The organism is Oscillatoria sp. FACHB-1406 (assembly GCF_014698145.1).
Taxonomy (GTDB): domain Bacteria; phylum Cyanobacteriota; class Cyanobacteriia; order Cyanobacteriales; family Spirulinaceae; genus FACHB-1406.
In genome coordinates this window covers 242,628-260,495 of the sequence record NZ_JACJSM010000001.1, presented here as the reverse complement: position 1 = coordinate 260,495, position 17,868 = coordinate 242,628, and the positions used below count along the sequence as shown (strand labels likewise).

General features: G+C 49.3%; 11 protein-coding genes. 4 read left to right on the top strand and 7 right to left on the bottom strand.

Annotated features, from left to right (window positions below):
• Window positions 1-525 precede the first annotated feature (525 nt).
• Window positions 526-1,287: a hypothetical protein gene (locus tag H6G50_RS01175; protein WP_190712447.1), complete on the top strand. Its 762-nt coding sequence runs from the start codon at window positions 526-528 to the stop codon at window positions 1,285-1,287.
• A 92-nt stretch (window positions 1,288-1,379) separates the two neighbouring features.
• Here the strand turns inward: H6G50_RS01175 and H6G50_RS01170 are convergent, their stop codons facing one another.
• The 6 genes from H6G50_RS01170 to pflA form a co-directional block, all read right to left on the bottom strand.
• Window positions 1,380-4,187: a bifunctional acetate--CoA ligase family protein/GNAT family N-acetyltransferase gene (locus tag H6G50_RS01170; protein WP_190712445.1), complete on the bottom strand. Its 2,808-nt coding sequence runs from the start codon at window positions 4,185-4,187 to the stop codon at window positions 1,380-1,382.
• Window positions 4,188-4,272: 85 nt separating this feature from the next.
• On the bottom strand, window positions 4,273-4,773 hold the full coding sequence (locus H6G50_RS01165; RefSeq protein WP_190712443.1) for an HNH endonuclease: 501 nt from the start codon (window positions 4,771-4,773) through the stop codon (window positions 4,273-4,275).
• Window positions 4,774-4,779: 6 nt separating this feature from the next.
• Window positions 4,780-5,133, bottom strand: a complete 354-nt coding sequence (locus H6G50_RS01160; RefSeq protein WP_190712441.1) for a hypothetical protein — start codon at window positions 5,131-5,133, stop codon at window positions 4,780-4,782.
• A gap of 13 nt (window positions 5,134-5,146) precedes the next feature.
• Window positions 5,147-5,614, bottom strand: coding sequence for a hypothetical protein (locus H6G50_RS01155; RefSeq protein WP_242032656.1), 468 nt, complete (start codon window positions 5,612-5,614; stop codon window positions 5,147-5,149).
• A gap of 430 nt (window positions 5,615-6,044) precedes the next feature.
• Entirely contained in the window at window positions 6,045-8,729 is a 2,685-nt protein-coding gene (gene adhE / locus H6G50_RS01150; protein WP_190712437.1) for a bifunctional acetaldehyde-CoA/alcohol dehydrogenase, read from the bottom strand.
• A gap of 66 nt (window positions 8,730-8,795) precedes the next feature.
• Window positions 8,796-9,560: a pyruvate formate-lyase-activating protein gene (gene pflA / locus H6G50_RS01145; RefSeq protein WP_190712435.1), complete on the bottom strand. Its 765-nt coding sequence runs from the start codon at window positions 9,558-9,560 to the stop codon at window positions 8,796-8,798.
• 394 nt (window positions 9,561-9,954) lie between these two features.
• On the opposite strand from pflA, the gene H6G50_RS01140 reads away from it, so the two are divergent.
• The 3 genes from H6G50_RS01140 to pyrR all read left to right on the top strand — a co-directional run bounded on the left by H6G50_RS01140 (window position 9,955) and on the right by pyrR (window position 12,122).
• Window positions 9,955-10,221, top strand: a complete 267-nt coding sequence (locus H6G50_RS01140) for an antibiotic biosynthesis monooxygenase (protein ID WP_190712433.1) — start codon at window positions 9,955-9,957, stop codon at window positions 10,219-10,221.
• Between the two features lie 214 nt (window positions 10,222-10,435).
• Window positions 10,436-11,506 carry a serine/threonine-protein kinase gene (locus tag H6G50_RS01135; protein WP_190712431.1) on the top strand — a complete coding sequence of 357 codons (1,071 nt, stop codon included), beginning with the start codon at window positions 10,436-10,438 and terminating at the stop codon, window positions 11,504-11,506.
• Between the two features lie 64 nt (window positions 11,507-11,570).
• Entirely contained in the window at window positions 11,571-12,122 is a 552-nt protein-coding gene (gene pyrR / locus H6G50_RS01130) for a bifunctional pyr operon transcriptional regulator/uracil phosphoribosyltransferase PyrR (protein WP_190712430.1), read from the top strand.
• Between the two features lie 180 nt (window positions 12,123-12,302).
• On the opposite strand, the gene H6G50_RS01125 is transcribed toward pyrR, so the two are convergent.
• Window positions 12,303-17,318 carry a hypothetical protein gene (locus H6G50_RS01125; protein WP_190712428.1) on the bottom strand — a complete coding sequence of 1,672 codons (5,016 nt, stop codon included), beginning with the start codon at window positions 17,316-17,318 and terminating at the stop codon, window positions 12,303-12,305.
• Window positions 17,319-17,868 lie beyond the last annotated feature (550 nt).

Below are 17,868 nucleotides of genomic sequence, written 5' to 3'. Positions count from 1 at the left end.
TTTGTACTTTACGAAGCAAGGAGGGGCGTTGACTTTGACTTAAGTCAAAAACTGAAAAAAATTTTATATTTCCTTCCACTTCAAAGGAATAAGTAGGGTGTGTTAGCGAAGCGTAACGCACCGTCTCAGCAGATTTGTAGGGTGGGCAAGGGAGCAAACTAGATTTTTATAAGCGCTTATTAACGATCGCCTTGCCCGCCCGAGCATTTAGGTGGGCATTGCCAATTTAAAGTTAGCCCCTAAAGTTTTGAGAAGTTGCGGCAATTCCCACCCTACTAATGGACTCGGCATTGTAACGCTTTGTTAAAAAATGGCGATTTGACATCCCGTACATTGCTCTCTAAAATCGAAAAATCGATCGTCCGAGACGGACGCGAACCGTTCGAGGGTTTGTGAAGTTTGGCAAGAACTTCAAACAGTCATCGATCCTAGGTTGTGACTAACTACTCAAAAAATATCATCCTGACAATAAAGACAACTATGAGATTCGGGAAAAACAGAACAATCGCTCATTCTCTCTTGTTTTTGGTTAGCGTTTTCGGTAGCTCCTTAGCTTTCCTTCCTAAAGGGATTTCTCAGTCTTCTGAACCCTCTTTAAAAGAGCGATATCGCGCGGCAGTACAAGATGCGGCTTTAGTGGAAGAGGGAGAAGATTTCAATGAGTTGCTGGCGCTTGTCCCCGAGAATTCCAATTTGATTTGGAATGAGGATAAAACGAAGGTTCTAGTAACCACCTGGAAGAGTCAAAGTTCTTACGATCGCTTTATTAAGCCCGCTCGCAATGTGTCCAGCGATGAAAATCGCTTGCTGTGGGTTACGTTAGCCAACCAAGTTAAGGATTTTTGTCACCAATATTTAACAAAGAATCCCAATGCGACGGAAGAGGATGTGAAGTTGCGATTGAAGCAATATTTGGGATTAGACCCGAATTGGCAGTATGATGTTTTTGTGGAAATGTGGGTCGATCCAGCAGATATCTTTCGCCCCTGCGTCGATCCGGAAGTGACGGATACAAAATGTAATTTGAAGTTTGGTGAAGAAAAACCCAAAGTAGCAGGAGCAACGCTGAATTCTGCGATCGCGGATTACCCATTATTCTTTAAAAACTTGTATTACATTAGCATTCGCAACGGACTGCAACCGTTTACGGGCTTGGGTTATACTTATGATTGGGGTAATCCAAGTCATCCCGTCGGAGCGAGCGAATTTATTTTAATTCCAGGGGCGGCTTATACGGTTAAAGACGAACCGATTCTGACCCTGAAATATTGTCAACATAATAGTTAATTGGTCGGGTTTTTAGGGCAATGATAAGCCTATTGAAAGGGTAAGTTCTTGGCTCCCCTTAACAAGCCAGGGCTAACTTGACTCGCGATCGCTTAAAATTCGATCGCGGCCTTCACCACGGAGGGAACCTGCGTCGGTAAGATTTCAAAACCGAGTTTCCGACAAACGTGCTGCATTCCCAGATTATCCGAGAGAATCTCTGCGGTTACGCGCTCGAGTTGCTCGTCTCGCCCCATTTCCAGCAGCCGCCGCAATAACTCCGTCCCCAAACCGCGACATTGAACGCGATCGCTCACCATCATCGCAAATTCTGCCTCTCGCGTGCCGTGCAACTTGCTCAAACGCCCTGCCGCTAAAATTTCGTGGGTTCCCGTTTCCGGATTTTTGTAATCGACTACCATTGCCATTTCGCGATCGTAATCGACGAAGCAAATCCGCGTCATGCGTTCGTGGGCGGTGCGCTGACTGAGTTTGAGCAAATGGAAGTAGCGCAGATAAACGCTTTGCTCGGATAGAGTTTCGTGAAAGCGAACGATTAACGGTTCGTCTTCAGGACGAATCGGGCGAAACGTCACTTCCATCCCATCGTCAAACTTCCACTGGGAAACATACTGCACCGGATAAGGACGAATCGCCAATTTCGGCAGTTTATCTTCGCTGAGGCTAGCATCGTGCAGGACAATGCGAGCATCCAACGCCAGAAGGCTGGAAGGATTGGGGTTGGCGCTATCGACAGGAGAAGCCAAAAGCGGATTAATGTCGATCTCCTTAATCCAGCGTTGTTCGGCGACGAGTTGACTGAAGCGCACCAGCAACTGTTCGAGGGCGGCGAGATCCACCGCAGGTTTGCCCCGCGTTCCTTGCAGCGCTTTGTATATATGCGTTTGTTCCATTAAACGCCGCGCTAAGGTGGAGGTGAGGGGCGGTAATGCGATCGCGCGATCTTGGAACACTTCTACTAATTGTCCCCCAGAACCGAACAGCAGCACCGAGCCGAACTGCGGATCCAAACTGCTGCCGATAATCAATTCATAGCCCGAAAGTTTCACCATTGGTTGCACCGTTACGCCTAAAAAATGCTCGGTTCCGACGGTGGCGGCGACAGAGGATTCGATGGTTTGGTAGGCGCGCCGCACGGCTTCTGCATCGACTAAATTGAGTTGTACGCCGCCAACATCGGTTTTATGGGTAATGGTTTGGGAAAAGAGCTTGAGAACGACGGGATAGCCCAACACTTCCGCACAGTTTACCGCTTCTTCTTCGCTAGCGGCGAGCGAAGTCGGAACGACAGGAATGCTGTAGGCGGCGAGGATTTGCTTGGATTCGACTTCAGTGAGGAGGGTTCGCCCAGCTTGGCGCGCGCGATCGATAATGGTATCGACAACCGCGCGTGCCGCTACGCGGATCCCTGCGGGATCGCCGATTTCAGCTTCCCTATCGCTTGCTAAGATCGGCGTTTCGTAAATTCCGCGCAGGTTGTAGCTATACTTCCACAGATAGCTAAACACGCGCGCCGCCGTATCGGGAAAGCGATAGGTAGGAATCTTAGCTTGATTGAGCAGCAATTCACCGTCGTTAATATCCGTATCGCCCATCCAACTGGCGATAATCGGTTTTTTGGCGCGCTGCGACGGTTGATTTTCCACCCAAGTTTTCAAGCGTTGGGCGGTTTGAGTGGGATCGGTCATCGCTTGGGGGGTGAGAATGACCAGCAAACCGTCGCTCTCCGGGTCTTTTGCGGCGATTTCCAGGGCTTTTTGGTAGCGATCGGGGTCGGCATCGCCTAAGATATCGATGGGGTTGTGATGGCTCCAAAACAGCGGTAGCTGTTCGTTGAGGGACGCGATCGACTTCTCGGATAGGTGCGCTAGTTCGCCGCCATCTTTGAGTAACGCATCGGTCGCTAGAACGCCCGGGCCGCCAGCATTGGTAATAATCGTCAGGCGCGGGCCTTTCGGGCGCGGCTGTTTGGCTAACACTTCGGCAATATCGAACAGTTCGGAAATGGTATCGACGCGCAGCACGCCGCAGCGACGAAATGCTGCATCCAGTACCGCATCGCTTCCCGCTAGCGCGCCGGTGTGGGACGTTGCCGCCTGGGCCGCCGCTTCGGTACGCCCCGTTTTCAGCACGACGATGGGCTTAGTCAGCGCAACTTCTCGCGCGGCGGAAAGGAAGGAACGCGCATCGCCAATCGATTCCATGTAAATGACAATGCTATGGGTATTGGGATCGTCCCCCAGGTAATAAATCAAGTCGCCCCAATTGACATCGAGCATCGAACCGATGGAAATGAAGGAGCTAAAGCCGACATTTTCGCGGAAACTCCAGTCTAAAATAGCCGAACAAAGCGCGCCGCTTTGACTGATAAAGCCGACATTACCGGGAGCGGGCATGGCGTTGGCAAAGGTAGCATTTAAGCCCGCGATCGGGTTAATAACTCCCAGACAATTAGGGCCGATTAAGCGCATCGAACTGCGGCTGAGTTGTTCTTTGATTTGCCGCTCGAGTTCGACTCCTTGGAGGCCGATTTCTTTGAATCCTGCCGAGAGGACGATCGCGCCTTTTACGCCTGCATCGACGCATTCTTGAATTGTACCGGGGACTGAGGCAGCCGGGATCGCGATCGCGACGAGATCGACTTGTTCGGGAATCTCGGCAATGCTGGGATAAGCCTTGATCCCCAGTACGCTATGCCGTTTGGGATTGACGGGATACACCGTCCCGCCGAAGGAATTGGAAATCAGGTTCCATAATACAATACGTCCGACGCTGCCCTGGCGCTCCGTCGCACCGATAACGGCGACGGATTTGGGCGCAAAAATGGCATCCAGCGGGCGATGTTCGGAGCGTAAAAGGTCGGATGCAGGGTCAGAAACAGAGGATGTCAGAGATTGCATAATCTTTAAATCAGTGTAGTCGGTGCAAACTTTCTGAAGACGTTAAGTTGTTCGTCATTTCAACCGAATTTACCCGTGTAAGACTTTAAAGAAGCGGATAGCGTGTTAGCGCCTCATCCGCTAAAGCATTTAAATAATCCAAATTATGTTGCAACTCAAAAGTATTATTATCACCCTTATTCTGATTGCAGCGCCAACAGATAACCTCTAAATTGCTAAACTCAAACATTTTTTCCGGACAACGAGCTTTATTAATTTTGTGGTCTAACGTCACATAGTGAGGATGAAAAAAAGTATTGCCTGCTTGGTTAATCACCTTGCCAGCAAGCTTATCAGTATATTCATAGCCTCGATCGATCGCTTCTTGCTTTGAAGTGGTGCTATAAAGTTGTTGACTATGCACCATCTTCTGACCACAATAAGGGCAGGGCTTACCTTTATACAATGCACGATACTCGTTTGGACTAATGAAACCGCGTTCGGGATGCTCGATCGCCTGTACATTTTGGCTGGCTTGCCAAACTCGATTAATATCGCTGGCACGATATAAAGTTTTCAGGCTTGATTTTTTAACAACTTCACTCATGACTTTTTAAAGGGGTACATATTTTTTTAAGGCTCTGTCTGCAATTTGGTCTAATTCTTTTTGTCGTTTCTCAAGCTCTTTTAGCGTAGTTTTCGCTACTGCTTTTGCTCGCTCTGCTTCCAGGAGGGATATATCTATCGCACCGACTAAATCTCCCCTATCGAGCTTGTATTCAAATAAACTTTTTACATTTTGATTAAATTTACGAACGATCCTCCAAGCGCGCTTAATTTGTTTCCATCCGCGATTATTATATCCTTGCCTTCTCGCATCTTTTTGCTGCTCTTTACTTAAAGCATCAAAATATTGTTTATTTCTCTTTTGCCAATCTCTATAACTTAGCCCTTCGATAGTCTTCACTCGAGCCATCACTTTAAATATTTTTTTGGAGATACTTTTTTACATCTTTCCAGTCTTTGTGACTGTAGTTGTTTTCTATATATTCTTGGATAAAAGCCAATTGTTTTCGCAATGAGTCATTAGTCTGTTGGATATCCTCTATTGTTCTCTGGGCTATAAGCGTTTGCTGTTGAGCTTTCACTTTTTGTTCGGAGACTGTATCTGTTAAGTCAACCACAGCTTCATTGTAATCTTCTTTATGAACTAATTTTTTTTTGATTAAACTTTCTTTCCTATCTTGTCCTGTCCGAGACAAGCAATTCAACAACCACTGCCCCGCTTTATAAATCTCGGAATTTTTGACATCAATGAACTGCTTTAGCTTTTCATTCGCTTCAGCCGTTTTTTGAGATTGACAATAACGATTATAAGTATTAGCTGATTTAATGAGCGCTAAGGTATTTAGATTTTCAGCAGCTTTAATGATTTGTTCGTCACTCATCTTCGCTTCCAACGCATACCGTGCAATCCCTGATGCCTGACTAATTCTCCCTATTAATCTTCTTCGTTCTCTTGGAGTCAAATTGAAAATTTTCATATCATATCATTAATACTTGCTAAGTTTGGAATGCGGACAGTTGACTCTATGACCTCTAGTAAAAAAATAAACAATTTTTAGCCTTGCTGAATCAAGTTTGTGTGAAGTTCTGCGTAGCATTTTATTAGTATAACTCAGTCGGAACGTTAGTTGCCTTAGCTAGGTAGTATGCTATGCTAAATTTAGCAATGCTTACCAATCCAGTGTAGAGACGCAAGGTGTTGAGATTAATCTCTCAACAAAGATAATAACTGCCTTGCCTGCCCTCCTTTTAACGGTGCGTTAGCGTAGCGTAACGCACCCTACAATCGCCATTAATCTAACGATTCACGATTTAGATATTCGCCGGTTCATGATACAATACGGCATCTGTACGGCATCCCAAATAAGCGAGGGTATACAGTTCCTTCAAATCCTGAATTAAAGGATAGCGAGGATTTGCACCCGTGCATTGATCGTCGAACGCTTGCTCTGCCATTCCTTCTACTTTGTTGTAAAAATCTTGCTCGTCTTCAGACAAAGTTTCTTTCACCGTATTGGGAATATCGAGTTGATGTTTTAACTCCTCAATTGCATCGACTAACCGTTCGACTTTTTCATCGGGCGTATCGCCGCCTAATTGCAAGTAGTCAGCAATTTTTGCATAGCGTTCCTTTGCGTGCGGGTATTTATATTGCGGAAAAATCGCTTGTTTAAACGGAATATCCGTTGCATTGTAGCGGATGACGTGGGAAATCATCAGCGCATTCGCTAACCCGTGGGGAACGTGGAAAGTAGAACCGAGTTTGTGCGCCATCGAGTGACAAACCCCCAAAAACGCATTCGCAAACGCCATCCCTGCAATCGTGGCAGCGTAGTGAACTTTTTCCCGCGCTTCGGGATCGCTAGCCCCGTTCTGGTACGATCGCGGGAGGTATTTAAAGAGCAGCGCGATCGCTTCCAACGCCAACCCTTCAGTAAATTCCGTCGCCAGTACCGAAACGTAGGATTCCAGCGCGTGCGTCAGCGCATCGATTCCGCCGTAAGCGGTTAATTTTTTCGGCATATGCAGCACTAATTCCGGATCGACGATCGCCATGTGCGGCGTTAGGGCATAATCGGCTAAGGGGTATTTAATCCCGGCGCGATCGTCGGTAATCACGGCAAAGGGCGTAACTTCCGAACCCGTTCCCGAAGTCGTCGGAATTGCCACCACCATCGCTTTTTGTCCGAGGGTTGGCAGTTCGTAAACCCGCTTGCGAATATCCATAAATCGCGTCGCCAAACCTTCAAATTCCACCTCTGGATGTTCGTACATCAACCACATCACCTTCGCTGCATCCATCGGCGAACCGCCGCCAATGGCAATGATGACATCGGGTTGATAATTCCGCAGTAATTCTAAGCCCTTATTAACATTCGTTAAAGTCGGATCGGGTTCGACTTCATGGAATACGTCGTAGTCGATCCCCATTTCATCCAAAACGACGGTAATTTTATCGACTACGCCCATTTGAAATAAAGGACGATCTGTAACGATAAAAGCCCGTTGTTTTCCGGCTAAATCCTTCAACGCTACCGGCAAACACCCATATTTAAAATAAATCTTGGGCGGAATGCGGAACCAGAGCATATTTTCCCGCCGTTCCGAAACGGTTTTCACGTTCAGTAAATGGTGCGGCGTAACGTTTTCTGAAATCGTATTGCCGCCCCAAGTCCCGCAACCGAGGGTTAAGGAAGGATCGAGTTTAAAGTTGTACAAATCTCCGATCGCGCCTTGAGAAGAAGGCGTATTAATGAGAACTCGCGAAGTCGTCATCGCGTTTTCAAATTCAGCAATTCCCGATTTATAGGCGGGGTTAATATACAATACCGATGTATGTCCTTGTCCGCCGAATTCGACTAATTTTTTCGCTTTCGCGACCGCATCTTGGAAATCGCTAGCGCGGTACATTGCCAGAACCGGCGATAATTTTTCGTAGGAAAATGGTTCGCTCGTACCGATTTCTTCCACTTCGCCAATTAAAACTTTCGGCAGCGTACAAGGAAGGGGATTGTGCGTTTCCGTTCGCTGGCGCGGCTTGGTAACATCTTCGAGACAGACTAAACCAATGCCTGCAAGTTCGGCGATTTGTCCCACCGATTGCCCGACAATTGCCGGGTTGAGATGACCATCCTTAAGCAGAATGCAGCTTACTTGTTGCTTCTGTTCGGGGGAAAGGAAATAAGCCCCGCGATCCTGGAATTCTTGTTTGACGCGATCGTACACTGCATCTAAAACAATAACCGATTGTTCCGATGCACAAATCATGCCATTATCAAACGTTTTGCTCAACAAAATCGAGCTAACCGCCGTTTGAATGTCGGCACTTTCATCAATAACAGCAGGCGTATTTCCAGCCCCCACACCTAAAGAAGGATGTCCCGAAGAATAGGCAGCTTTCACCATTGCAGGGCCGCCCGTTGCCAGAATTAACTTAATATCGGGATGCTGCATTAATGCTTGCGATAACTCTACTGTCGGTTCGTCAATCCAACCGATTAAACCTTCGGGCGCGCCCGCTGCAACGGCTGCTTCTAAAACCACTTTGGCTGCTTCTGCCGTGCATTTTTTAGCGCGGGGGTGGGGCGAAAAGATGATTGCATTGCGCGTTTTTAGGGCAATTAAAGCTTTAAAAAAGGTGGTCGAGGTTGGATTAGTCACGGGAATAATCCCGGCGATAATTCCCACGGGTTCGGCGATCTTTTGAATGCCGAAGGATTTATCTTCTTCGATCGCACCGCAAGTTTTCTCCTGTTTGTACTTGTTGTAAATATATTCCGAAGCAAAGTGATTTTTGATGACTTTATCTTCGACGATTCCCATCCCCGTTTCTTGTACGGCTAGCTTTGCAAGGGGAATGCGGGCGGCGTTGGCCGCGAGCGAGGCTTGTTTGAAGATGCGATCGACTTGCGCTTGAGAAAAGGTTGCGTACTGCTCTTGAGCGGCTTTAACCGATTGAATTAAGAGTTCGAGTTCTTGACGATTGGTAATGCTCATAATTGCTCCAAGATTTTGAGGAAAGTGTTGCGTTCCGATTGCAGCAAATCATTATTCATCATTCATTTAAACTGCGTTAATGCCTCGACTGTGGAAAATATCGAGAACGACTTCAATTTGCGATCGCGTCGGCGGTTCGACTTGCTGGAGTTGGTAGTCATAACCTAACTGTTCCCACTTATACTCGCCCATTTTATGGAACGGTAAAACTTCCACTTTTTCTACATTGTTCAGCGTCGCCACAAAATCGGCTAACCCGCAAACATTGTCCGCAGCGTCGGTTAAACCGGGAACGAGAACAAAGCGAATCCAAGTCGGTTTGCCGATTTCATCGAGGTAACGCGCCATTTCTAGGGTGGGTTCGAGATTAACGCTCGTCACTTTCTCAAACAGGGCGCGATCGAAAGATTTAATATCGAGGAGGACGAGATCGGTATACTCGAGAACCGCTTTCGCTAAATGCAACTCGCAATGTCCGGAAGTATCGAGGGCGGTATGAATCCCCAACGCCTTGCAGCGCCTAAAGATTTCTGCGACAAAATGGGGTTGATAGAGTGGTTCGCCACCGCTGACGGTAACGCCGCCCCCAGAGGTTCTCATGTAAGTCGTGTATTTCTGAATCTCCGGAATTAACTCGTCCACCGACATCACCTTGCCGTTTTTCATGTAACGACTGTCGGGATTGGCGCAATAAAGACATCGCAGGGGACAACCAGCGGTAAAGATGACAAAGCGAATGCCCGGGCCATCGACAGTACCGCAGCTTTCAAAAGAGTGGATATAGCCGCGAACGGCAGTAGGATGCGGAAGAGGGGTTGTTGAGACTTGCATTGCGCCTACGTTTAACCTGGGTTAGAGGGGTTATTTCGATCTCACCTTTGGTTATAGCTGAAGAATTTGAGGAACTTGTGAGGCGCGAGGGTGTGTATATCTGCGTAGCGGTGCAGATATAAGGAGACGCTGCGGGACGCGAAGTGTAACGCACCCCGTTTACTGCAACTACTCCTTTTTCTGCTTGGTAAGAATAATATTTCAGACAAAAGATATAGCAGTTTTCACAGGGATGAGGCACACCCAGCGGGCGAATACCATTCGCCCCTACGGAACATTGAATCTGTTCTTAAGCACAAGACAGGGTTTGTGTCGGGTACAGTGCTTCGCAGTCGCGATGGATTAAGAGTAACAAGCTATACTCAATGGATTGCTCAACTTGGGCATTTTTAAGATGAAGCAGCCCGAAAATCAAGCTCGATTCATTGAGTTATTTCGTGAGGCGCTAGTTATGGTTTCAGGACAATCAGGGTTGATTTCGACTCATGCACATCGCAGCTTAGACGGTTGGCGTTGTATTAATTTTGGGCATTGGCGATCGCTGGAAGCCTATACAGCAATGGATACGAATCGACCCTTTTCACCCCTCTTTGGTGAAATGCTCGATCTGGCAGAAAACGAGTATCAGAAGAGTTTGCACGAAGTTGTATTTACGACTTGAAGAGATTGCAAGGTTAACCGTCATATAACGCAATCCCAGTCCACGCCCACTGTTGAGCGGTTATCTGTTGAGCGAGAGTCAGTGCGTTAGGCGCGCGCCGTACTGCCTCTTAATCGCGCTATCAGAATAAAACGACAGACTATTAAAGAGGGTAGAGAGCAAAACTCGCGGCTAGCACGATAATAGAAGAAAGCACGCCAGTAAAGCCACTACGATGAGCTACTGTCTCAATCCCAATTGCTCTCATCCTCACAACCCCTCTCCCAGTCAATTTTGTCATGCCTGCGGCAGTCCTTTGCGCCTGAAAGAACGATATCGCGCGCTGCGCCCCATCGGACAAGGGGGATTTGGGCGAACCTTCCTCGCGGTTGATGAAGATAAACCTTCTAAACCCTACTGCGTTATCAAACAATTGTTACCGCAAGTCCAGAAGCAGCAATCGCTGGAAAAAGCGGCGCAAATGTTCGAGCGAGAGGCAGTCCAACTCGATATTTTAGGCAGACACGAGCAAATCCCCGATCTGATGGCGTATTTTTTTCAGGGCGATCGCCAATATTTAGTGCAAGAATTTATTGAAGGAGACGATCTCGCCCAAGAATTAGCCGCTAACGGTTCCTTTAGCGAAACGCAAATTCGCGCCCTACTCAAAGATTTATTGCCCGTCCTCGAGTTCGTCCACCAACATCAAGTCGTTCACCGCGATATTAAACCAGCTAATATTATTCTCCGACGTAGCGACGAACGACTGTTCCTGGTTGATTTTGGGGCAGCAAAGGGTGTAGATGCGGACGGTTCGATGCAAACGGGAACTGCGATTGGTTCGATGGGCTACATCCCGCCAGAACAAGCCCTCGGACGCGCGACTTATGCAAGCGATCTTTACAGTCTCGGCGTAACTTGCATTCACTTACTCACAGGTATCGCTCCTAGCAATCTCTTCGACTCTTACGAAGGCGTTTGGACTTGGCACGGTCAGCTTCCCAACCCCGTTAGCGAGCCTCTCGCTAGAGTCCTCGATAAAATGTTACACCCTATTCCGAGTCAGCGCTATCAATCGGCGAGAGATGTTCTCAGCGATGTCCAAAAGCCTTATCAATTGCCAGACGGTACGAGCAACTTAGATTTTGAGATCGAGCGAATTCGCAGTCAATTCGTGCAGCCGAAACCTCCAAAGTCTTCTCCGCCTTCGCCGCCTCCTACAATTACCACAGCTAACGCGATCGATCTAGAATTAGAAGAGTTGCGAGCAGAATTTTTTAAAAACAACGGTCAAAAACCTTCTTAATCACTTGTTTAAAATTTGGGAATTCGCGATCGGGCAAATATCCAATCTTTGTTTAATACAAAAAATGCCAGCTAAAATTATTGAAATTCTCTCGGCTGAAGAAATTCGCAGAACCTTGAATCGGATTGCGTCGCAAGTTGTGGAAAAATTCGACGAGCCGACTAAGTTGGTTTTGCTCGGTATTCATACGCGCGGCGTTCCCCTCGCTCGCGCGATCGCGGCTCAAATCGAACTGCTTGAAGGCATTAAAATTCCCGTTGGCGCGATCGATATTACCCTTTATCGAGACGATCTCGATCGCGTCGGAATGCGAACCCCCGCCAAAACTCAAATTCCCTTCGACTTGACCGATAAAGTTGTCATTTTAGTCGATGATGTTATTTTTAAAGGACGCACTGCTAGAGCCGCCCTCAATGCCGTTTTAGAATACGGACGACCCGAAATTATCGGTTTGACTGTTTTAATCGATCGCGGCCATCGCCAACTGCCCATTCACCCCGATTTTATCGGCAAACAACTGCCAACAGCAGCCGAAGAAAAAGTGAAGGTATACTTGCAAGAAAGCGACGGACGCGATGCCGTAGAATTAATTCGCGCCGACTTCGATGAAGAATGAGAAATAATTCGTAATTCGTAATTCGTAATTCGTAATTAAGAATTGGGGCAACGCGACTTGACCCTCATTTCATCTCACGAATTCAAACGTTATCCATTGTCCATTGTCAATTATTCAAAACGTTATCCATTGTCCATTGTCAATTATCCAATTCGTTATCCATTATCCATTATCAATTATTTATGACGTACACAATTGGCGATCGCTCCTCCTGACTTCATTGCTATTGTGAATGTAATTGCGGAGCCAATCGCAAGCATTTTTAGCCAATTGTTCCTCATCAAAATTCCAAATTATCGCGGTTTTATCCTCGCTGGCGGTGGCGAGGGCGTTTCCATCTTGGCTCCAAGCCACGCTGGTGGCGCGATCGCTATGACCTTCGAGGGTTTTAAGCAGAGTATCGTCTAATCGCCATAATTGGACTTCGCTGCTCCAAGTTGTAGTCGCCAAAATTTCGCCCGTGGGGTTAAAGCTGAGATGGGCAACGCTATCGGTATGACCTTTGAGCGTGTAAAGCATTTCGCGATCGCTCCAAAATTTGACGGTGTTATCGTAACTCGCAGAAGCCAAAAGGGGAGAAGCACGACCATCGGCTCGCGGCGGCAAAAAAGTAACATCGAGAACCCAGTTGCTATGCCCTTTCAACGTTGAGAGCGGTTGCGGGTCAAAAGCCCCATCTTCTGGCCTGCCGCTACGCAACTTCCGGTGGAAGCGCCAAAGCTTAATCGTGCGATCGTCGCTGGCGGAAGCCAGTAAGCTACCGTCGGCATTAAACGCAACCGCATTAACGCGATCGCGGTGTCCGCTCAAAGTTTGACGCAATTTCCCCTCGCGGCTCCATAATTTCACGGTTTTATCGCGACTCGCCGTTGCTAACCATTGACCGTCGGGCGACCACTCCACATCCAGAACCCAATCCCCGTGACCGGAAAGCGTTTGTAACAATTGCCCCCGCCGCGTCCACACTTTCACGCTTTTATCCTTACTCGCGGTGGCGACTCGCTCGCCATCGGGCGAAAAAGCAACCGCTAACACCGAATCGCGGTGTCCGCTTAAAGTTGCCAGCAATTGTCCTTGGCGCGTCCACAACTTTGCGGTTTTATCCTTGCTCGCGGTGGCCACTATATCCCCATCGGGAGAAAAGACAACATCCAGGACGCGATCGCGATGTCCTCGCAGTACGACGCGGGAGCGCTTCTGGAGCGTCCAGAGCTTAATCGTCTTGTCGAAACTCGAAGACACCAGCGTCAGCCCATCCGGACTGAAGCCCACGCCCGTAACGCGATCGCTATGTCCCTTCAACACGCTCGACAAACGCCCCTGACGGTTCCAGAGCGCGATCGTATTGTCATTACTCGCCGAAGCCAACCGTTGGCCATCGGGACTAAACGCGATCGCGTGAACGCTACCCTGATGCCCCGACAGTACCCGCAGTAAGCGCCCATCCCGACTCCAAAGCTTCACGGCGCGATCCTCGCCCGCCGTCGCCAGCACATCTCCCTTCGGGCTAAAAACCACATAGTTCGCCGCCTCCTGATGAGCGCGCACCACCTTAACAACTTGCCCCCCAATCTTCCACAAGCGCAGCGTCCCATCCTGTCCCACGGAAGCAATCTCGCTGCCATCGGGACTAAAGCTCGCCCAACTCACTTCCCCTCGATGCCCCGATAAAGTTTGCAACAACCGGCCTTGGCGCGACCAAATTTTTACCATTCCATCTGCGCCCGCACTCGCCAACATTTCCCCATCCCGACTGAAGCGAACGCTGTAGACGCGGCCCCGATGTGCCTGAATCGCCAAATCGGGCGTTCCATCAACGTTCCAAAGGCGAACCGTCCCATCCCAACTGCTCGAAGCAATACTACCATCCCGACTGATATCAACGCTTGTGACGCTATCCCGATGACCGAACAGTGTCGTTAGCAGGCGGCCGTCAGGATGCCAAACCTTAACCGTTCTATCCAAGCTCGCTGTTGCAATGCGCTGTCCGTCCGGCGAAAAACAGACCCCCCAGACGACATCGCTATGACCTTCTAAGCGATTCCGTTCCAACGTTCCGTATAAAGCTTGTTCGAGAACGGTTAAAACTTTTAAGCGCGTATCGGTTTTAATGTCCGTCGCGGTATCGGTCGGTAAATGCAAGGCTTGCAAGGACGGTTTCTGGCGAATCGGCGGTTCTGCCTTTAATTGTTTGACCGCCCTCAACCCTTCCAGCAGCGCTTCAAATTCCTGGTTAGAAGCAAATAGTGCTTCGGAGGAGGCAGAAAGCGCCATCAGTTCTGCATTGCGAGAGACGATTGTGGCTAAACGGCGTTGGGTTTCCGTTTGCAAGCTTAAATAAACCGCACTAAGGGCGAAAAGAGCGCAAATACCGCCAATAGTGAGGGCATGAAGGCGCTGTTTGCGCGCTCGCGTTACTTCAGCTTTGCTACCGCTCAGTTGCGTGGCGATCGCTCGAGAAGTGCGATCGCTATATTGTTGGCGAATGCGCCCGACGAGATAGCCGTGAACGAGTTGATAGCGCTCGTCGGACTCTTCCCGCAGGCGAGACACCAAACCCGAACCGACCAGGATTTTTAAGATCGAGGTAAGAGGGGGACTGGGAAGCGTTTCCGAACGCTGCTTCCTGGTGCGTTCCGAGCGCACTGCCCTTGCAAGTTCGGCTTGCGTTTTCAGTAGGCGCAATCCTTGGGAATCGGTCAGAGCGTATAAAACCTGCCAGACGACTTCTTCGTTTTCCGGGCCGCAGTCGGCGATCGCGGACTGCAACCAGCGTTCGACTAAAATCGTTTTCGGGTTGCTGCCCAACTGCCGATATTCTTGCAGTAAGGTGATTTTTTCGGCTTGTAGCGCGCTGCCGACGACCTGCAATTCGATCGGGCGAATCGTCTGTTGGGAGTCCGCTAAATCGCAGACAAAACGCTCGATCAGGTCGTTTTCGAGGTGAAAGTGCGATCGCTCGGTCAGTCGCTTCACCACGCCCGCCGCCGCTTCTAAGCTCAAATCCGCGAGCGCATAACGCACTTGGCGATCGAGCAAATCGTTATCGACGATCCCCCAATCCATCTCCCGTTCCATTGCCAGCAGTTCGTGCAAGCAATCCTCTCTCAGGCAGAGAATCACTTTCACGAAGGGGATGCTCAAACTGTCGCATAAGAATCGATAAAATGCCCGTCTGTCTTCGCGTTGGGGACAATTGTAAAAGAATTCTTCAAATTGATCGAAAACAATAACGACCAATAAATTTCCCTGGCTGCTGGATTGAAGAAAGTCTAAAATCGCTGCGGGCGAGAGCAAGTCAGGGAGGGTTTGGGGCTGTCCTAACTTGCGCTCCCGCAGAGTCAGCGATCGGGAAAAAGCGCGACTCAACCCTTGTTGCCAATCATTGTAAGTCGTTTGAATGGCGGGGAGAATTTCGCGAGCGGCGATGATTTCGTCCCATAAAGCCGGAACCAGACCGGCGTGCAGCAAGCTGCTTTTGCCCGCCCCCGAAGGTCCGTGGAGGATCGTGAGTTTGTGTTCGCTGCGCCGTACCCGTTCTAGCAGCGCCTCGACATCTCGCTGGCGACCGAAAGCGAGGATTTCAGTTGGATAGTAGGAGGGGAGGCGATCTCCTTCCCCAGTGGGGGAAGATAGGCCGTAGAAAGCCCGCAGCCCGCAGGCTTGCTCGACTCGCTGCTGCTCTTGTTTGAGGGTGAAGGCGAGTTCGTATTGATGCTGCTGGAAGTATAGCGATCGCAGCATTTCCAAGATTTCGAGATAAAGGGTTTCTTTCTCTGTGGTGGGTTGGACTTCGCCCTCGGACGCGATCGTTTTCGGTGCAATGGCCGAGCGCGCCCGCTCCAAAAGCGCGATCGCTTCCATCGTCTGGCCGAGTTCGTATTGCGATCGCGCTAACAAGTAGGAATACAAGGCTTCTCCTAGCGAATTCGCTGTGGACGCGCGTTCGTGAATGCCCAACGCCTTCAGCGCTAAGATTCTCGCCGCTTCGGGATTGCCTCGAGCCAGCGCCCCACGCGCTAAAAATCCATAAGCCCGCGCTCGGACTTCCGGGGTATGATAAATCGTGCTTTGGGTAAGCGCCCCTCGGGCTAAGGCTTGCAATTCGTGCCAGTATTCAAGCTGTTGCAGCACTTGACCGAGTTGAACGGTGAGATTCGCGATCGCTTCGGGACGCTCTTTTAAGGTAAAAATTTCTAAGCTGTCGCTGAAGCAAAGGCGCGCCTGAGTTGCGCATTGACGGCTGCGGTTGGGATGTTCCCTCGCTTCATAGCAGTAGCACAAACCGAGATGGTAAAGCAGCAGCCCTTTTTGCTCTAAAAATGGATTGGCGATGTTGGGTGCGGAGGGTACTGCATTGGCAACCCGATCCTCCGATCCTTGCCCCCAAAACTCGAGACTGCGTTGATACTGTTCTAGCGCTTCTTGGATGCGACCCTCGTTGTAAGCATCCCGCCCGAGGATAAACGCCCAAATCGCTTCTACCATCTCCGATAGCTCGATGTGGGCGGCGAGAACTTCCAAGCGGGCGCACTCTAATTCTCGGCGATCGCGGCTTCCTGGCGCAAGCCCCAACTCGGCGTTGGAAACGAAACGCTTCGCCCCCGAATCTAAAAGTTCTCGAAACAGGCGAGCAACAATTTCCCACCACAGTTGGATGGAGTCTTCAATGGCCTGCTCGAATTTAATCGCGGCGGAAGCCCAGCTTTTAAAATCTGGCGCGAAACGGGTCATTTTTTGCAGGACTTCATCCGTCGCCCACAGCACCACCGGACAGGTGAAGTGCTTGCGAAACTCTTCGCGGACTTGATTGGTATCGGCTAAAACTCGCTCCAAATCTTCTGCTGATTCCAGTCCGAAGACCATTAAAGCATCTAGATTGCAGCGTCGCGAGGGTTGAGGTGCTGCCTCCTCCGGTTGGGCGGCAATTTCCGCTTCAACAACGCTTAGGAGCGTATCGAATAGGGCGGGGGTAGAGGAAGAAAAGCGAATTTCTCGTAAGCGAACCTCCGCTTCTGATTGAGAGCGCAACTCCTGTTGCAGTCCTTGCCACATTTGCCGCTGCAATCGTTCGTAGTTACAGCGCACGAGAATTAAAGCAAATTGATAGCGACCGAGGAGAATCGCTCGTGCCAGAATCGATAGAGACCGATCGTTCGATTGGCTGACGAGGTGGGGGGGGTTAGTAGTACACATGGTTGCAAGGGGCAGAAGCCATTGTAGAGAGGCAGGCGCAGTAGGCTAACGCAACACATCCCCATTGAATTGAGACGTTCAATGAGACGAGGAATGGGGTTGAACGGGAGTTTGACCCAAGGGATGGTTTTGTCCCGGGCCAACGAAAGTGCTTTTTGGGGATATAGCGTTTTTCAAATGGATAAGGGTACAAAAATGGAAATTAGATGGGTAGGGGCGAATGGCATTCGCCCGTGTGGTGTACCTCACGCCAACGAAAAATGCTATAGACGCGCGCAACGGTTCTAATTTTGCGATCGCTCGCACCGCGTCACACTGCGAGTTAAAAGACTTGTAACCCGCTCGATTCTCCTCAAACTCACCCGTTCAGCTTTAGCGCTTGACAAAAATAAAAAAATGATATAAAGCAATATCTTTTGGATTTGCCTTCAGATCGGTTTTATTTCTTTACGCTGTCCAGTGTTGAAGTGGCAAGGATTGAGACCGGGCTTCTTCAACTAGACGGGCTGTTTTAGGCTCGAACTCTGAGAAGAGCTTAGACGCGGACTGA